The sequence below is a fragment of the Streptomyces sp. M-16 genome, assembly GCF_052114405.1.
In the GTDB taxonomy this organism is placed as follows: domain Bacteria; phylum Actinomycetota; class Actinomycetes; order Streptomycetales; family Streptomycetaceae; genus Streptomyces.
Map to the genome: position 1 here is coordinate 1 of NZ_JBFRER010000090.1, position 16,329 is coordinate 16,329.

General features: G+C 72.8%; 15 protein-coding genes and 1 other RNA gene. 10 read left to right on the top strand and 6 right to left on the bottom strand.

Annotated elements, in window-relative coordinates; translation table 11 throughout:
• On the bottom strand, positions 1-813 hold an 813-nt coding region (locus AB4039_RS30680), incomplete at its 3' end, for an FHA domain-containing protein (protein WP_442272329.1).
• Between the two features lie 454 nt (positions 814-1,267).
• Between AB4039_RS30680 and AB4039_RS30685 the strand changes: the two genes are divergently transcribed.
• Together AB4039_RS30685 and AB4039_RS30690 are read left to right on the top strand one after the other, a co-directional pair.
• Complete coding sequence (locus AB4039_RS30685) at positions 1,268-3,067, top strand: serine/threonine-protein kinase (RefSeq protein ID WP_266839345.1); 1,800 nt, start codon at positions 1,268-1,270, stop codon at positions 3,065-3,067.
• Between the two features lie 157 nt (positions 3,068-3,224).
• On the top strand, positions 3,225-4,478 hold the full coding sequence (locus tag AB4039_RS30690) for a serine/threonine-protein kinase (protein ID WP_442272321.1): 1,254 nt from the start codon (positions 3,225-3,227) through the stop codon (positions 4,476-4,478).
• 62 nt (positions 4,479-4,540) lie between these two features.
• Here the strand turns inward: AB4039_RS30690 and AB4039_RS30695 are convergent, their stop codons facing one another.
• A complete protein-coding gene (locus AB4039_RS30695) occupies positions 4,541-5,599 on the bottom strand; it encodes a 2-oxoglutarate and iron-dependent oxygenase domain-containing protein (RefSeq protein WP_266839341.1) in 1,059 nt (352 codons plus the stop codon).
• Between the two features lie 315 nt (positions 5,600-5,914).
• Here AB4039_RS30695 and prfB point away from each other — a divergent pair, with 315 nt between their 5' ends.
• Positions 5,915-7,024 carry a peptide chain release factor 2 gene (prfB, locus tag AB4039_RS30700; RefSeq protein ID WP_266839340.1) on the top strand — a complete coding sequence of 370 codons (1,110 nt, stop codon included), beginning with the start codon at positions 5,915-5,917 and terminating at the stop codon, positions 7,022-7,024.
• Between the two features lie 81 nt (positions 7,025-7,105).
• Here prfB and AB4039_RS30705 read toward each other — a convergent pair whose 3' ends face one another.
• On the bottom strand, positions 7,106-7,294 hold the full coding sequence (locus tag AB4039_RS30705) for a hypothetical protein (RefSeq protein ID WP_266839338.1): 189 nt from the start codon (positions 7,292-7,294) through the stop codon (positions 7,106-7,108).
• A 223-nt stretch (positions 7,295-7,517) separates the two neighbouring features.
• On the opposite strand from AB4039_RS30705, the gene ftsE reads away from it, so the two are divergent.
• From ftsE to ssrA, 5 genes are all read left to right on the top strand, one after another.
• Complete coding sequence (gene ftsE / locus AB4039_RS30710; protein WP_030240478.1) at positions 7,518-8,207, top strand: cell division ATP-binding protein FtsE; 690 nt, start codon at positions 7,518-7,520, stop codon at positions 8,205-8,207.
• 16 nt (positions 8,208-8,223) lie between these two features.
• The gene (gene ftsX / locus AB4039_RS30715; RefSeq protein WP_266839336.1) at positions 8,224-9,183 is read left to right on the top strand and encodes a permease-like cell division protein FtsX; all 960 of its coding nucleotides are present in this window, start codon (positions 8,224-8,226) and stop codon (positions 9,181-9,183) included.
• Positions 9,184-9,250: 67 nt separating this feature from the next.
• Positions 9,251-10,435, top strand: a complete 1,185-nt coding sequence (locus AB4039_RS30720) for a S41 family peptidase (protein WP_442272322.1) — start codon at positions 9,251-9,253, stop codon at positions 10,433-10,435.
• Between the two features lie 18 nt (positions 10,436-10,453).
• A complete protein-coding gene (gene smpB / locus AB4039_RS30725) occupies positions 10,454-10,939 on the top strand; it encodes an SsrA-binding protein SmpB (protein WP_266839332.1) in 486 nt (161 codons plus the stop codon).
• 83 nt (positions 10,940-11,022) lie between these two features.
• Positions 11,023-11,411, top strand: a transfer-messenger RNA (tmRNA) gene (gene ssrA, locus AB4039_RS30730).
• 79 nt (positions 11,412-11,490) lie between these two features.
• On the opposite strand, the gene AB4039_RS30735 is transcribed toward ssrA, so the two are convergent.
• The 3 genes from AB4039_RS30735 to AB4039_RS30745 all read right to left on the bottom strand — a co-directional run bounded on the left by AB4039_RS30735 (position 11,491) and on the right by AB4039_RS30745 (position 13,767).
• Positions 11,491-11,748, bottom strand: coding sequence for a Txe/YoeB family addiction module toxin (locus tag AB4039_RS30735; RefSeq protein ID WP_266839330.1), 258 nt, complete (start codon positions 11,746-11,748; stop codon positions 11,491-11,493).
• Positions 11,745-12,038, bottom strand: coding sequence for a type II toxin-antitoxin system Phd/YefM family antitoxin (locus tag AB4039_RS30740; protein WP_442272323.1), 294 nt, complete (start codon positions 12,036-12,038; stop codon positions 11,745-11,747). Before AB4039_RS30740 ends, AB4039_RS30735 begins: the two co-directional genes overlap by 4 nt.
• A 442-nt stretch (positions 12,039-12,480) precedes the next feature.
• Complete coding sequence (locus AB4039_RS30745) at positions 12,481-13,767, bottom strand: MFS transporter (protein ID WP_442272324.1); 1,287 nt, start codon at positions 13,765-13,767, stop codon at positions 12,481-12,483.
• A 97-nt stretch (positions 13,768-13,864) separates the two neighbouring features.
• Between AB4039_RS30745 and AB4039_RS30750 the strand changes: the two genes are divergently transcribed.
• Both AB4039_RS30750 and AB4039_RS30755 read left to right on the top strand, forming a co-directional pair.
• On the top strand, positions 13,865-14,833 hold the full coding sequence (locus tag AB4039_RS30750) for a LysR family transcriptional regulator (protein WP_266839326.1): 969 nt from the start codon (positions 13,865-13,867) through the stop codon (positions 14,831-14,833).
• A gap of 97 nt (positions 14,834-14,930) precedes the next feature.
• On the top strand, positions 14,931-16,319 hold the full coding sequence (locus AB4039_RS30755) for a nitrate/nitrite transporter (RefSeq protein ID WP_442272325.1): 1,389 nt from the start codon (positions 14,931-14,933) through the stop codon (positions 16,317-16,319).
• Positions 16,320-16,329 lie beyond the last annotated feature (10 nt).

The following is a 16,329-nucleotide window of genomic DNA, read 5'->3' on the forward strand; positions in this document are numbered from 1 at the left end:
GCCCGTGGCGGGGTGCGCCGCRCCGGGCGTGCCGGGCCGGGGGGTGCCGGGGCGCAGCCCCAGGACGGGGTCGGGGCCGCCGTGTGCGGAGGGGGCGTCCGGGCCGGGCTCCGTACCGTCGGCGCCCGTACCCGCCGGGCCGCCGGAGGGGCCCGGGGCGGGGAGGGAGAGGTGGCCCTCCAGGTCGGGGACCACCGCCAGGGGCCGGGCGTCCCCGGAGCCGGAGGCCAGCCGCAGCGTGGACTCGCCGATGCGCAGCAGCGCGCCCGGCGGCAGCGGGACCGTCCCCGCGCCCACGGGGGCGCCGTCGAGGGTGGTGCCGTTCGTCGAGCCGAGGTCGGCCACGGTCACCCGGCCGTCCGCCCGTACGGTCACGGCGCAGTGCAGCCGCGACACGTCCGGATCGTCCAGCGGTACGTCCGCGTCCGCCGAGCGTCCGATCCGGACCGCCCCGGGGTGCAGCAGGTGGACCCCGCCGGCGTCGGGTCCGGCCACCACGTGCAGCTGCGGGGCGGCGTGTCCGTCGTCGGCCAGCGCGTCACCGTCGGGCGCGGGGGTGTGCAGCGTGAGCACCGCCCCGTCGACCAGCGGCGGCTCGCCGAGGACGGTCCGCTGCAGGTCGAGCCGGCGCGCTCCGGCGTACAGCACCACCGTGCCGCCGGTGTCGGGCCCGCCCACGGTCGCCGCGAGCCCGGAGGCGACCGCGGCCAGCGCGGTCCCGGCGGGCGCGGTGRCGAGGACGTCACAGCCGGCCGCCGCGGCGGCGGCCTGGTGGCCGCTGCGCGGCCCAAGGACGGTCAACCGGATCTGCATCGCCGTCAGCGGTCCCTTCTGCGCGGAGCGCAGTGCGCGGTGCGTGCGTCCGGCAGGGGAACGGCGGGGCATGCCTGCCCGGTCACCCCCCGCCCGGCACGGACGCGTCGTCCGGTCAGGTCTGCCGGAAGGCAGGGCTCCCGTCCCGGCCGTTCCGTACGGGTGCATCCTCGCACCTGTCGCGTTCGACACGCCCGGCACCCGCCCACAATTGATCTTGATCGGTCACGGGTGGGCCGGCCCGCCGTACGAATACGGACAGGGAGCTGCGCAAAATCGCCTCCGGCATACCCCGCATACCTCATCCTTCGCACATATGTGCGGCAACCAACCTTCGTCGGCCCGCGTCTTCACCGGGGACACCCCCTAGAGTTGGGCCGGAAACCCATACAGCGGAATCAGCCGGAACACTCCGGGAAAGACCCGACCACACGACAGCAGGGGAGCGCGAGACGTGCGGCCAGTCGGCAGCAAGTACCTGCTCGAAGAGCCGCTCGGACGCGGCGCGACGGGCACCGTCTGGCGAGCCCGCCAGCGGGAGACCGCCGGCGCGGAAGCGGCCGTCGCCGGGCAGCCCGGCGAGACCGTGGCCATCAAGGTCCTCAAGGAGGAGCTGGCCCAGGACGCGGACATCGTCATGCGTTTCCTGCGCGAGCGTTCCGTCCTGCTGCGCCTGACCCACCCCAACATCGTCCGCACCCGCGACCTCGTCGTCGAGGGGGACCTGCTGGCCCTGGTCATGGACCTGATCGACGGCCCGGACCTGCACCGGTACATCCGCGAGAACGGTCCCTTCAGCGCGGTCGCCGCGTGCCTGCTGACCGCGCAGATCGCCGACGCGCTCGCCGCCAGCCACGCCGACGGCGTCGTCCACCGCGACCTGAAGCCCGCCAACGTGCTGCTCGACGAGCGCGGCGGCCAGATGAAGCCGATGCTCACCGACTTCGGCATCGCGCGCCTGGCCGACTCCCCGGGCCTGACCCGCACCCACGAGTTCGTCGGCACCCCCGCCTACGTGGCGCCCGAGTCCGCCGAGGGCCGCCCGCAGACCTCCGCCGTCGACATCTACGGCGCCGGCATCCTCCTCTACGAGCTCGTCACCGGCCGCCCGCCCTTCGCCGGCGGCACCGCGCTCGAAGTGCTCCACCGCCACCTCAGCGAGGAGCCCCAGCGGCCCCCGAGCGTGCCCGAGCCGCTGTGGATCGTCATCGAGCGCTGCCTGCGCAAGGAGCCCGACGAGCGTCCCAGCGCCGAGAACCTGGCCCGCGGCCTGCGCGTGGTCGCCTCCGGCATCCGCGTGCACTCCTCGCCCGACGAGGTCGAGGCCGCGCTCGGCGTCGGCGCCCTGCTCGTGCCCGACCCCTCGCCCGCGCCCGTCCCCACCGTGCCCGGTGCCGCCGACCCGACGCAGGCGCTGCCCGCCGGGGCCGGCGCCGCGCAGCCGGGCGCGTACGACCCGAACGCCATGACCAGCGTGCTGCCGCCGATCGGCGGGGGCGACGCCACCACCGTGCTGCCCAGCACCGGGGCCCCGGGCGCGCCCGGCGGCGCCCCGGACCCGACCTCCGTCATGCCCCCCGTGCAGCGGCCCGACACCCCGCACCCGTGGGAGTCGCAGATGCGGGCCGCCCGGGACCGCAACGAGCAGACGCAGATGCACTACCTCGACCCGAGCGAGGATCCGCTGCGCCGCCGCCCCCAGCGGCAGGCCCCGCCGCCCCCGCAGCACCAGCCCCGGCCGCCGCAGCAGCAGTACCCGCAGCAGCCTCCTCAACAGCAGCCGCAGTACCGCCCGGCACCTTCGCCGCAGCAGTACCAGCAGCCGCAGCAGTACCAGCAGCCGCAGTACCAGCAGCCCCAGCAGCAGTACCAGCCCCAGCAGTACCAGCAGCCGCAGCAGCCCCAGTACCAGCCGCCGCAGCCGCCTCCGCAGCAGCAGCGGCCCCAGGCGCAGGCCCGGCCGCAGGCACCCCAGCAGCAGCGGCCCCCGCGCGAGCCCCGGGAACCGCGCGAGCCCCGCCGCCGCAGCGCCAACCCGATCCGGATCCCCGGCCTCGGCTGCCTCAAGGGCTGCCTGGTCATGATCCTGCTGCTGTTCATCGGCGGCTGGCTGGTCTGGGAGCTCACCCCGCTCCAGGAATGGGTCGGCACCGGCAAGAACTGGTGGGACCAGGTGTGGAGCTGGGGCAGCGACGCCGTCGACTTCGTCACCTCGATCGGGGACTCGGCGAGCGGCGGCGGTGGCACTCCCTGACCCCCCCGGAAGGCCCCCGTAGCGCCGACTTCGTGGATTTGTCGACATCCAGGACGTGATTTCGCCCGCAGAAGTGAAGGTCGCCGCGATCCGGAGCCTCCAACCCCCATTCGGCCGCGTAGCTTTGTCGCGTACTCCAGCCGCTGAGGGAGCAGTCGTGGCACGGAAGATCGGCAGCCGGTACACCGCGCACCAGATCCTGGGGCGCGGCAGCGCGGGCACGGTGTGGCTCGGCGAGGGGCCCGACGGGCCCGTCGCCGTCAAACTGCTGCGCGAGGACCTCGCCTCCGACCAGGAACTGGTCGGACGCTTCGTCCAGGAGCGCAGTGCGCTGCTCGGGCTGGAGCACCCCCACGTCGTGTCCGTCCGCGACCTCGTCGTCGACGGCAACGACCTCGCCCTCGTCATGGACCTCGTCCGCGGCACGGACCTGCGCACGCGCCTCGACCGCGAGCGGYGGCTCGCCCCCGAGGCGGCCGTGGCCATCGTCGCCGACGTCGCCGACGCCCTCGCCGCCGCCCACGCCGCCGGGGTCGTCCACCGGGACGTCAAGCCGGAGAACGTCCTCCTCGACATGCAGGGCCCCCTCGGGCCGGGCGGCGCCCACCCCGCGCTGCTCACCGACTTCGGCGTGGCCAAGCTCATCGACTCCCCCCGGCGGGCCGCCGGGGGCCGGGCCACCGCGCCGACCACCCGGATCATCGGGACGCCGGACTACCTCGCGCCGGAGATAGTGGAAGGCCTGCCCCCGCGGGCGGCCGTCGACATATACGCCCTGGCCACCGTGCTGTACGAGCTGCTCGCCGGGTTCACCCCCTTCGGCGGGGGCCATCCCGGCGCGGTGCTGCGCCGGCACGTGACCGAGACCGTGGTGCCGCTTCCGGGGATCCCCGACGAGCTGTGGCAGCTCATGGTCCAGTGCCTGGCCAAGGCCCCCGCCTCGCGGCTGCGGGCCTCGGAGCTGACCGTCCGGCTGCGGGAGCTGCTGCCGCTGCTGGCCGGGATGCCGCCGCTGGACGTGGACGAGCCGGACGACGCCGAAGCGGAACCGGAGCCCTCGGAGGAACCGGCGGCCGATCCCGTACGCCGGCGGGGCGTGGTCCCGCTGGTACCGGGTTCCGCGACGGACTCCAACCGGGACACCCACACCTCCATGCGCGTGCCGGCCCCCGACGAGCTGGCCGGCGGCGCCCTGGGCACCGCCCGCGTCCCGCGTCCGGCCGGCGGCCACCGTCCGGGCTCCGCCCGGCACCGGGCCGAGGCCGCGCGCAAGCGGCGGCTGGTGCTCTCGGCGTCGGCGCTGGCGCTGGCCGCCGCGGTGGGCGTGGGGAGCTGGCTCGCGGTGTCGGGCGGCGAGGACCCCGCGCCGCCGAAGCAGGACGGCAAGCACTCCGCCCCGGCCCCCCGCTAGGCCCGCCCCGGCCCCTGGCCGGGCCCCGCCGGGCCCCTTCCGGGGCCCGGCCGCCGTGCGGGCTACGCCGTGGCGAGTTCCGGGTGCCAGCGCCGGGCGACCTCCGGGTGCGCGCGGACCCAGCCCTTGAGCTCGTTGCGCCCGTACTCCGCGTGCAGCGGGTTCGAGGCGTCCTGGCCGATGCCCGGCGCCCCGCGCAGGTAGTCCCCGGGGACGGTCTCCACGACCGCGTCCAGCCGGGGGTTGTAGAAGAACGGCACCGAGAACCGCTCCACCGCGCCCGGCGGGCTGACCACCCGGTGGTCGGTGGCCCGCAGGTACCCCTCGGTGGCGATCTCCAGCAGCTCGCCCAGGTTGACCACGAAGGCCCCCGGCAGTGGCGGGATGTCGACGTACGCGCCGTCCCGGACCACCTGGAGCCCGCCCACCGAGTCCTGCAGGAGCAGCGTCAGGAACCCGTAGTCCTTGTGCGCGCCCACCCCCTGGTCGGCGCCCGACGGGGCGGACCCGGGGTAGCGGATCAGCTTCGTGTGCAGGTGGGGGCGGTCCGCGAAGGCCGCGTCGAAGAAGTCGGCGGGGGCGCCGATCGAGGCGAGCAGCTCCCGGAGCAGCCGGTGCGCCACCGCCGCCAGCCGCGTCTGCCAGTCCAGGACCACCTCCCGCAGCTCCGGCAGCGCCGCCGGCCACTGGTTGGGGCCCTCCAGCCACAGGTACGCCGGGTCGTCCGGCCCCAGCACCGGAGCCGGCCGCTCCGCGCCGACGTCGAGCTGGTCGCGCCAGTCGGAGGCGCCGCCCGTCAGCTCGTGCCCGATCCGGGTGTAGCCCCGGAAGTGCGGGGAGTTCAGATTGCTCACCGCGAGCCGGTCCGCCTCCGGCAGCGCGAAGAACGCCCTGGTCAGCTCCAGGATCCGGGCGGTTTCGGACTCGCCTATGCCGTGCCCGGTGAGGTACAGGAAGCCGGTGTCCCGGGCGGCGGCGTGCAGCTGCTTCAGGAAGTCGGCCCGCTCGGCCGGGTCGTCCGCCCGGGAGAGGTCGATGACGGCGAGCGACGCCGAGGAGGACGAGGAGGGGGAGGCGGAGAGCGTGGCGGAAGAAGAGGAGGAGGGGTGCGCGGACGGCATGACGGCTCCGTTTCGGATGTCACGGGGTCCTGTGCCCCAGAGATGGCGGGGCGGCGGGTGGGAGAGCGCCGCCGGCAGGGATGGCGCCGGGGCGGCGGGGCCGCGTACAGGACCGAAGTCGGATCGGGGTGGATCAGGCTCGTGCGAGGTCCGGCGGCAGACAGCTCGTGGTGGTGACACGCATGTGGTCCACATGGCGGCGCTTCACGAGTAGAACGGTCATACGGTGAGGGTACGCCCGTACCCACCCCTCTCCGTACGGGTTGATTCGGCCTGGCCGGAGAGTGCCGTCCGGGGACCGGCTACGCTGGACCCGTGGCAGTCGTCGATGTTTCCGAAGAGCTGAAGTCCCTCTCCTCGACCATGGGGTCGATCGAGGCCGTCCTGGACCTCGACAAGCTGAGGGCAGATATCGCCGTGCTCGAGGAGCAGGCCGCCGCGCCGTCCCTGTGGGACGACCCGGACGCCGCCCAGAAGATCACGAGCAAGCTTTCGCACCTCCAGGCGGAGGTGCGCAAGACCGAGACCCTGCGCGGCCGCATCGACGACCTCGCGGTGCTGTTCGAGCTCGCCCAGGAGATGGACGACGCGGACACGCTCGCCGAGGCCGAGGTCGAGCTCGTCTCCGTCCGCAAGGCGCTGGACGAGATGGAGGTCCGCACCCTTCTCTCCGGCGAGTACGCCGAGCGCGAGGCGCTGGTCAACATCCGTGCCGAGGCCGGCGGCGTCGACGCCTCCGACTTCGCCGAGCGCCTCCAGCGCATGTACCTGCGCTGGGCCGAGCGGCACGGCTACTCCACCGAGATCTACGAGACCTCGTACGCGGAAGAGGCCGGCATCAAGTCGACCACCTTCGTCGTCAAGGCCCCGTACGCCTACGGCACCCTCTCCGTCGAGCAGGGCACGCACCGCCTCGTGCGCATCTCGCCCTTCGACAACCAGGGCCGCCGCCAGACCTCCTTCGCGGGCGTCGAGGTCCTCCCGGTCGTCGAGACCAGCGACCACGTCGAGATCGACGAGACCGAGCTGCGCGTGGACGTGTACCGCGCCTCCGGCCCCGGCGGCCAGGGCGTCAACACGACCGACTCGGCCGTGCGCATCACGCACCTCCCGACCGGCATCGTCGTCTCCTGTCAGAACGAGCGTTCGCAGATCCAGAACAAGGCCAGCGCGATGAACGTGCTCCAGGCCAAGCTGCTGGAGCGCCGCCGCCAGGAGGAGCAGGCCAGGATGGACGCCCTCAAGGACGGCGGCAGCTCCTGGGGCAACCAGATGCGCTCCTACGTCCTGCACCCGTACCAGATGGTCAAGGACCTGCGCACGGAGTTCGAGGTCGGCAACCCGCAGGCGGTCCTCGACGGCGAGATCGACGGCTTCCTGGAGGCCGGCATCCGCTGGCGCAAGCAGCAGGAGCAGAGCGCGTAACGCGCCTGGCGAGAGAAGGGCCCGGACACCCTCAGGTGTCCGGGCCCTTCGTCCTTACGTGTGATCGGGACGCGGCGTCGGCTACGCGGTCCGAGCCACCAACGCCAGTGTCGCCACCAGCGCCACCAGAAGCGCGATGAGCGTCACCGGATTCAGCCCGGCGAAGGGGCCCTCCTGCTGGAGGCGCTCCCGGTTCGCCCGGCACACAGGGCATCGGCCCTGGCTGACGGGTGCCGCGCAGTTCGCGCACACGAGCCGGTCATATGTCATGCGCTCCTCCTCTCGTCCCCTTCGTTAACGGCGTGGGGACCGAGTCCGTTCCCCTTACCACTGTGCCAGCTCCGCCGACATTCGGCGCGGCCCGTCCGGGCAATCACGAATCCGCACCGCCGACAGCCGGGATATATCGGGGCAAGTGCGGATGCCGGGTCCACACCTCGCGCCCGGTCGCGTATGGTCACGCACACCTACTCCCGGCGACCGTGGTGCACCCGTGATCCGATTCGACAACGTCTCCAAGTCCTACCCGAAGCAGAACCGTCCCGCACTCAGAGACGTCTCCCTGGACATCGCCAAGGGCGAGTTCGTCTTCCTGGTCGGCTCCTCCGGCTCCGGCAAGTCCACGTTCCTGCGGCTGGTCCTGCGCGAGGAGCGGGCGAGCCACGGTCAGGTGCACGTCCTGGGCAAGGACCTCGCGAAGCTCTCCAACTGGAAGGTCCCGCACATGCGGCGCCAGCTGGGGACCGTCTTCCAGGACTTCCGTCTCCTGCCCAACAAGACGGTGGCCGAGAACGTCGCCTTCGCGCAGGAGGTGATCGGCAAACCGCGCGGCGAGATCCGCAAGGCCGTCCCGCAGGTGCTGGAGCTGGTCGGCCTCGGCGGCAAGGAGGGGCGGATGCCGGGCGAGCTCTCCGGCGGTGAGCAGCAGCGCGTCGCCATCGCCCGCGCCTTCGTCAACCGGCCCGCCCTGCTGATCGCGGACGAGCCGACGGGCAACCTCGACCCGCAGACCTCGGTCGGGATCATGAAGCTGCTGGACCGGATCAACCGGACCGGCACCACCGTGATCATGGCGACGCACGACCAGCAGATCGTCGACCAGATGCGCAAGCGCGTCATCGAACTCGAACAGGGCCGACTCGTGCGCGACCAGTCGCGCGGCGTCTACGGCTACCAGCACTGAAAGGTCCCCAGACGCCATGCGCGCCCAGTTCGTCATGTCGGAGATCGGCGTCGGCCTCCGCCGCAATCTCACCATGACCTTCGCGGTCATCATCTCCGTGGCCCTGTCGCTGGCCCTCTTCGGGGGCTCCCTCCTCATGCGCGACCAGGTCAGCGCGATGAAGGGGTTCTGGTACGACAAGGTCAACGTCACCGTCTACCTCTGTACCAAGAACGACGCCATCGACGCGGCCGGCGCCCCCGCCGCCGGGGCGCCCGCCGCGGCCGGCGGCAAGCCCTGCTCGAAGGGGGCGGTGACCCCGGAGCAGAAGCAGGGCATCGAGACCGAGCTCAAGAAGATGGCACTCGTCCAGACCGTCATGTACGAGTCCTCGGACGAGGCCTACAAGCACTACAAGGAGCGCTTCGGGCACACGGCGCTCGCCTCGGTGGTCACCCCGGACCAGATGCCCGACTCCTTCCGGGTCAAGCTGCGCAACCCGGAGAAGTACGCGGTCATCACCTCGGCCTTCGCGGGCCGCGACGGGGTCCAGTCGGTCGCCGACCAGAGCAGCGAGCTCGACAACCTCTTCGCCCTGCTCGGCACCCTCAACTGGGCGGCGCTCGGCATCATGCTGATCATGCTGATCGTGGCCCTGCTGCTGATCGTCAACACGGTGCGCGTCTCGGCGTTCAGCCGGCGGCGGGAGACCGGCATCATGCGCCTGGTGGGCGCCTCCGGCTTCTACATCCAGGTGCCGTTCATCATGGAGGCGGCCGTGGCCGGCCTCATCGGCGCCGGCCTCGCCTGCGGCATGCTCGGCGCGGGCCAGTACTTCGTCATCGACCACGGCATCGCGCTCCGCGACAAGCTCCAGCTGATCAACTTCATCGGCTGGGACGCCGTCCTCACCAAGCTCCCCCTGGTCCTGGTGATCGGCCTCCTGATGCCCTCCCTGGCGGCCTTCGTCGCGCTGCGCAAGTACCTCAAGGTGTGACGAGTGCCCCGCTCCCGGTCCGGCCAACCAGCCGTACCTCGGCGGGGCTTGTCCTAGACTCGGCGCCATGCCGGGTCTGCCCGCTCTCCGTCTCCGGCCCCGCGACCTGCGTCGCGGGGCCGTCCTGACGTTGCTCTTCCTCGCCTCCGTGGGCGCCGGGGCGGGTAGCGGGTCCTGGGCGTCGAAGGAAGCGGAGGCCGACCGGCCGCTCGCCCTCACGGGTACTCCGTTACCCGCCCCGCGCCAGAGCGGGACCGCGGACCGGGAGGCCGTCGCGCGGGCCGCCGCCGAGGCCGTTGCCGAGGGCAAGTCCGGCAAGAAGGCCGCCCAGGAGGTGGTCAGCCGCAGCGGCGACCGCTGGGGCACCGTCTACGACCAGGGCGAGTACGCGGCCTTCGCCGAGGACCTCGACGGCCACTGGACCGGGGTCGGCCTCTGGACCGGGCGCCACCACGACGGCGTGATCGAGGTCGAACGGGTCCAGCCCGACAGCCCCGCCGCCCGGGCCGGGCTGCGCTCCGGGGACCGGCTGCTGAGCGTGGACGGCCGCGGCGTGACCGGGCTCGCCGTCGCCGACGTGGTGGCGCTGCTGCGCGGGAAGGCCGGCACCCCGGCGGTGCTCGGCCTCAGCCGGGACGGCGCCGTCCTCACCGAGACCCTCCGGCGGGAGCGGCTGCGTGTCGAGCCGGTGACCGTGCGCAGGCTCGCGGACGGCATCACCGTGATCAAGGTGGCCTCCTTCACCCGGGGCTCGGGGGAGCGGGTGCGCGACGCCGTCCGCGCGGCCCCGCCCGGCGCCGGGGTGATGCTGGACCTGCGCGGCAACCCGGGCGGTCTCGTCACGGAGGCGGTGACGGCGGCCTCCGCGTTCCTGGACGGCGGGCTCGTGGCGACGTACGACGTACGGGGCTCCGAGCGCGCCCTGTACGCCGCCCCGGGCGGGGACACGGGCCGCCCCCTGGTGGCCCTGGTCGACGGCGGCACGATGAGTGCGGCCGAGCTGGTCACGGGCGCCCTCCAGGACCGGGGCCGGGCCGTCACCGTCGGCTCCCGGACCTTCGGCAAGGGCTCGGTGCAGATGCCCACCGAGCTCCCGGACGGTTCGGTGGCGGAGCTGACGGTGGGCACGTACCGCACCCCGGCCGGCCGCAGCCTCGACGGCGGGGGCATCACCCCCGACCTGACGGCGGCGGGTGACGGCGCGGAGGAGCGGGCGCGCACGGTATTGGGTGGCACCGGGGTGGGTCCGTAGTGCGAAAATGACCGCACTATGGCTAAGGAAAAAGGGCGCAAGCTGATCGCCCAGAACAAGAAGGCGCGGCACGACTACACGATCATCGACACCTACGAGTGCGGGATCGTGCTCACGGGCACCGAGGTCAAGTCCCTGCGCCAGGGCCGGGCCTCGCTGGTGGACGGCTTCGTGTCGGTCGAGGGCCGCGAGGTGTGGATGTACAACGTCCACGTGCCGGAGTACAGCCAGGGCACCTGGACCAACCACAGCGCGCGGCGCAAGCGCAAGCTCCTCATGCACCGGGAGGAGATCGACAAGCTGGAGCGCAAGGCGGACGAGTCGGGTCACACCGTCGTGCCGCTGGCCCTGTACTTCAAGGACGGCCGCGCGAAGGTGGAGATCGCGCTGGCCAGGGGCAAGAAGGAGTACGACAAGCGGCAGACCCTGCGGGAGAAGCAGGACACCCGCGAGACGAACCGCGCCATCTCGGCGATCCGGCGCAAGCAGCGCGGTACGGTTTAATCTCCTGGCACGCGGTGGTCCACTTCGCGTACCATGGCGTCAGCGCCTCCCGCTCGCGGGTGGTGCCGTTGAAAACAAAACATGGGGATGATCGGTTTCGACAGCGGATGTCGATGCAGGGGAAGCGAGCCGAGGAAGCGGCAATGATCTCGCTAACCACATGTCGCAAACAATAATCGCCAACTCCAAGAGCGATAACTCCCGCTTCACCCTCGCTGCCTAATAACAGTGAGCTGAAGCCTCTGTGAGGAGCGTCAGCCCGGAAGTGGTCCCGGTCCGGATCCTGGCGTCAACAAGGGATCTAAACCTCTAGCCCCGGTCACGGGGGTTGGAGGGAAACCAAACAGTGACTGAGCCCGTCGGAGACTTGTCCGTGTGATCTCCGGGGCTGAGAAAAGCGCAGCGGACTGCGCTCGGAGAAGCCCTGCTTCTGCACCGTTGGACGCGGGTTCGATTCCCGCCATCTCCACTCATCCCATGTAGTACAGAGCGCCAGCGACCACACCGGTCCTGGCGCTCTTTGCTTTGCCCGGGCCGGAGGTCACGGGCGGTCAGTAGTGGTAGCGCGCCTTGAGGATCTTCACTTCCTTGTCGTCGACGCGGTACACCAGCCGGTGTTCGTCGTCGATGCGGCGGGACCAGTAGCCGGACAGGTCGCCCTTCAGGGGTTCCGGCTTGCCGGTTCCGGTGAACGGGGTGTGCTGGACCTCGCCGATCAGGCGCGTGATCCTGACGGCCTTCCTCCGGTCGGACGCCAGCCAGAACAGGAAGTCCTCCCAGGCGTCGGGATCGAAGCTGACGTCCCTCACTCGTCACCAGCCGCGTCGGTCGCGAGGGACTCCAGCTCCTCCAAGGTCCTGGTGAGGCCGGCCTCGCCCGCCTTGTCGCGGGCGACGGCCTCCATCAGGCGGCCGGCGTTGGCCGGGGAGCGGAGCAGGTAGACGGTCTCCTGCCAGGCCTCGTAGTCCTCGGCCGACATCAGGATGGCGTCACCCGCGTTGGAGGTGATGCGCGTGACGGTGTGGTCGGCGGCCACCTCCTTGATGAGGTTGAACAGGTTGGCGCGTGCGGAGGTCGCCGAGACGGCGGGTGTGGACACGGGTGCCCCTCTCGCGTACGGGAATCAGACATGTACCGGTTTCCGGTACATGTGACGTTACCACCTGTACCGGATTCCCGTACATGGTGAGTGGCGAAGGCCCCGCGGCCGGACGGCTGCGGGGCCTTCGCCAGGGGTGGGTCGGGTCAGGCGCAGAACGGGATCTGGTTGAGGTTCTCGGCGTAGCGCGGAAGGTGCCGCTGCGGGCCGTGTCCTCCCCGTTCGAGGCGGCGATGACCACACGGCCCGTCGTGCCGGGGGCGATCGAGGGGACGTACGGCTGGGAGAGCCGCAGGTGCGACGAGTCCGCGGCCAGGGCGGGCGCGGTCGGCACCAGGCAGGAGGCGGTGACGGCCGCGACGAACAGGGCCGCCGAAACGGAACGGGAGGCAGGCGAGGGGAGTTCCTCCGCGAAGGGAAGGGTGCTGGGAAGACCCCCCAGTCATTGCGGATCGCGCGGGCCGCTCGTGAGTACCACGCGGGTACGGTCACTCGGGCGCCGGACAAACAGGGCAAACAGGGCGGCCGCGGCCGGGAGGGCGTACGCGGTCGTGGTCCCCAGGCGGTCGACGGCCAGACCGGCCGCGGCGGACCCGGCGGCGATGCCGGCCAGGATCGCCGTGACCGCGAGGGTCATGCCCTCGTTGACGCGACCCTCGGGCGTCAGGGCGTGCACGCGGGACATGGCCGTCACCATCACCGGGGCCGTGGCCGTCCCAGCCAGCAGCAGGGCCCCGGCCAGCAGCGGCAGCGAACCCGTGGCCGCCGCGGCCCAGGGCAGCGTCATCGCGCAGGACAGGCCGGCCAGGCAGGCCCGCAGGCTCCGGGGCCGCAGGGTCCCGTAGAGCAGTCCGGCCGCGCAGGAGCCCGCCGCCTGGAGCGCCAGCACGGGGCCGCTCGCGGCGCCGAGCCCCCGCCCGGAGAGGTGGGCGACCGAGGTGACCTCCATCGACCCGAACACCACCCCGGTGGCGAGGAACAGGGCGAGCAGCGGGAACAGCGCGCGCACCGGAGAGGGCCCGCGGACGGACCGGCGCCCGGCCGGCGGCGGCTCCGTGGCGCGGTGCGCGGTGAAGACGAGCATGCCGGTGAGGAGCAGCACCGCCCCGGTGAGGGTGCCCGCCTCGGGGAAGGCTGAGGTGCACAGCAGGGCCGCGAGGACCGGGCCCAGCATGTAGCAGAGCTCGTCGGCCGCCTGCTCGAAGGACATCGCCGTGTGGTGCGCCTCCCGGGGCAGCAGATGGGTCCAGCGGGCCCGGGACAGACCGCCGATGTTGGGGGTCGTCGCGGTGGCCGCGTAGGAGGCGAACAGCGTCCAGGCGGGAGCTCCGGTGCGCACGCACACGATCAGGCAGAGCGAGCCGAGGACCGCGATCACGGTCGCCGGCACCGCGATCCGGGCCTGGCCGTGGCGGTCGACCAGCCGGGCCGTCCACGGCGCGACCACGGCGGTGGCGGCCAGTCCGGTCGCGGTGACCGCGCCGGCGAGGGCGTACGAGCCGCGCTGTCCGGCGATCATCATGACCGCGCTGATCCCGAACATGCCCATGGGGAGACGGGCGAGGAGGTTCCCGGCGGTGAAGCCGCGGGTGCCGGGGAGGGCGAAGAGGCGGGCGTACGGGCCGCCCGCGCGGGCGGAGGCGGGGCGGGCGGGCGCGGGGGTGGAGGCGGGGGCGGCCAGGACCAGGGTGCTGCCGGTCACGGCCATCAGCGGGGTTCTCTGCGGCATGCCCCGATCCTGCGGTCCGGCCCGTACGGCGGTCCAACACCTGTTCCGACGCCATTCACGCACCCGTGTTGTCAATCCGCGTTGTTAGTCTCCGCGGGTGAACTCCCGTGACGTCGACCCCCGGCTGCTGCGCGGCTTCCTCGCCGTGGCCGAGGAGCTGCACTTCTCCCGCGCCGCCGCCCGGCTCTACGTCGCCCAGCAGGCCCTGAGCCGCGATGTGCGCCGCCTCGAACGGCTACTGGGCTCCGCGCTGTTCGTCCGCACCACCCGGGCGGTGGAACTCACCCTCGACGGGGAGCGGCTGCTGCCCCACGCCCGCGAGGTGCTGCGCGCCCACGAGGAGCTGGCCGCCGCCTTCGCCGGTCCGCCCCGGGCCCTGCTCGTCGACGTGAACACCGACGGGCCCGGCACCGGCCGGCGGGTGCTGGAGCACGCCCGCGAACTCGCCCCCGGCTGCGAGCTGATGGCCCGCTTCGAGAGCGGGCTCACCCATGCCGCCGCCGAGATCGCCGCCGGCCGCCTCGACGTCTCCTTCGGGTACGCGGCCGGGCTGGCCCCCGCGCTGCGGTCCCGGCTCGCCCACCGGCCCGTCCGCTACGAACCGCTCGCCGTACTGCTGCCCGAGGACCACGCCCTGGCCGCCCGCGCCGAGGTGCCGCTGGCCGCGCTGGCCGGGGAGAGCGTGTACGCGGGCGCCGGGAACCCGCGGACCCTGGAGTGGACCGGGCTGGCCCGCGAGCTGTTCGCCGGGCGGGGCATCGCGCTGGCACCGCCCGCGCCGGTGGCGGTGGGCAAGGAGGAGTTCGGGAGGGTGATGGCCAAGACCCGCACCCCGGTCCTGGCGACCGTGGACTTCGTCGAGCTGCCCGGCTGCGTGAAACGGCCCCTGGTGGACCCCGTACCGCTGTCCCCGCTCGCCCTGGTGTGGCGCAGGGACCTGCGCCATCCCGGCGTGGACGCCCTCCAGCGGGCGGCCGACGGCCTGGCGGCCGCGCACGGCTGGCTGGACGTCCCCCCGGGCAGCTGGCTCCCGGCGGCGCTCACACCGGGAGCCGCCCCCGGGTGAGCGGGAGGTTTCCCGCCGGTCATCCGGCGGGGACCGGGGCCGAAACGGGCCGTTCCTACCGTCGTTCCCACGGACGCGACAGATGGGGAGGCGTGTGATGACCCGTACCACCGCACCACGCGAGAGGGGCCGCTGGATCCAGCGGTGGGACCCCGAGGACGAGACGTTCTGGCGGGAATCGGGCGAGCGGATCGCCCGCCGCAACCTCCTCTACTCGGTGTTCTCCGAACACATCGGCTTCTCCATCTGGTCCCTGTGGTCCGTGATGGTGCTCTTCATGGGCCCCGGCTACGGGATCGACCCGGCCGGCAAGTTCTTCCTCATCGCCACCGCCACCTGCGTCGGCGCCCTGGTCCGGATCCCCTACACCTTCGCCGTCGCCCGCTTCGGCGGCCGCGACTGGACCGTCGTCAGCGCCCTGCTGCTGCTCGTGCCGACCGTGGCCGCGCTGGTGGTCATGGAGCCCGGAACCCCGTACGGGACCTTCCTGGCCGTGGCCGCGCTGACCGGCGTCGGCGGCGGCAACTTCGCCTCCTCTATGACCAACATCAACGCCTTCTTCCCGCTCCGGAAGAAGGGCTGGGCGCTCGGCCTCAACGCGGGCGGCGGGAACATCGGCGTCCCCGTCGTCCAGCTCGCCGCGCTGCTCGTCATCGCCACCGCCGGGGCCGGACACCCGCGCCTGCTGCTCGCCGCCTACCTCCCCCTGATCGTGGCCGCGGCCGTACTGGCCCTCGTACGCATGGACAACCTGGCACCCGTGCGCGCCGACGCGGGCGCCGTACGGGAGGCGGCCCGCCAGGCCCACACCTGGATCATGGCCTTCCTCTACGTCGGCAGCTTCGGCTCCTTCATCGGCTACGGCTTCGCCTTCGGGCTGGTCCTGCAGACCCAGTTCGGGCGCACCCCGCTCCAGGCCGCCTCGATGACCTTCCTCGGCCCGCTGCTCGGCTCCCTGTCCCGGCCCGTGGGCGGGGCGCTCGCGGACCGGCTCGGCGGGGCGCGGATCACCCTGGCCGCCTTCGTGGCGATGGCCGCGGCCACCGGGGTGGTCGTCCTGGCCTCCGTACGCGCATCCCTGCCCGTGTTCCTGGCCGGCTTCGTCGCCCTCTTCGCGCTCAGCGGGGCCGGCAACGGCTCCACGTACAAGATGATCCCGGGGATCTTCCACGCCAAGGCCCTGGCGCGGGGCCTGGAGGGCGAGGAGGCGGCCGCGTACGGGCGGCGGATCTCCGGGGCCGCCATGGGCCTGATCGGCGCCGTGGGGGCGCTCGGCGGGCTCGGCATCAACCTGGTGTTCCGTCAGGCCTTCCAGGACTCCGGCTCCGGAACGGCCGCCTTCGTCACCTTCCTCGCCTTCTACGCGGCGTGCTGCGCCGTCACCTGGGCGGTATACCTTCGCCGGCCGCGGCAGCGCCCCACGGCCGCCCCCGGAGCCCCGGAAGCCCCGGGAACCACCGCGAAGGCGCAGCTCACCTCCGTGTGAGGCGGGCCCG

What these genes read in the sequence shown, in the direction of transcription:
- AB4039_RS30695 (WP_266839341.1), bottom strand. Translation starts at nt 5,599, where the DNA reads ATGCCGTCCGCGCACCCCTCCTCCTCTTCTTCCGCCACGCTCTCCGCC.
- AB4039_RS30705 (WP_266839338.1), bottom strand. Translation starts at nt 7,294, where the DNA reads ATGACATATGACCGGCTCGTGTGCGCGAACTGCGCGGCACCCGTCAGC.
- ftsX (WP_266839336.1), top strand. Translation starts at nt 8,224, where the DNA reads ATGCGCGCCCAGTTCGTCATGTCGGAGATCGGCGTCGGCCTCCGCCGC.
- AB4039_RS30720 (WP_442272322.1), top strand. Translation starts at nt 9,251, where the DNA reads ATGCCGGGTCTGCCCGCTCTCCGTCTCCGGCCCCGCGACCTGCGTCGC.
- smpB (WP_266839332.1), top strand. Translation starts at nt 10,454, where the DNA reads ATGGCTAAGGAAAAAGGGCGCAAGCTGATCGCCCAGAACAAGAAGGCG.
- AB4039_RS30745 (WP_442272324.1), bottom strand. Translation starts at nt 13,767, where the DNA reads ATGCCGCAGAGAACCCCGCTGATGGCCGTGACCGGCAGCACCCTGGTC.
- AB4039_RS30755 (WP_442272325.1), top strand. Translation starts at nt 14,931, where the DNA reads ATGACCCGTACCACCGCACCACGCGAGAGGGGCCGCTGGATCCAGCGG.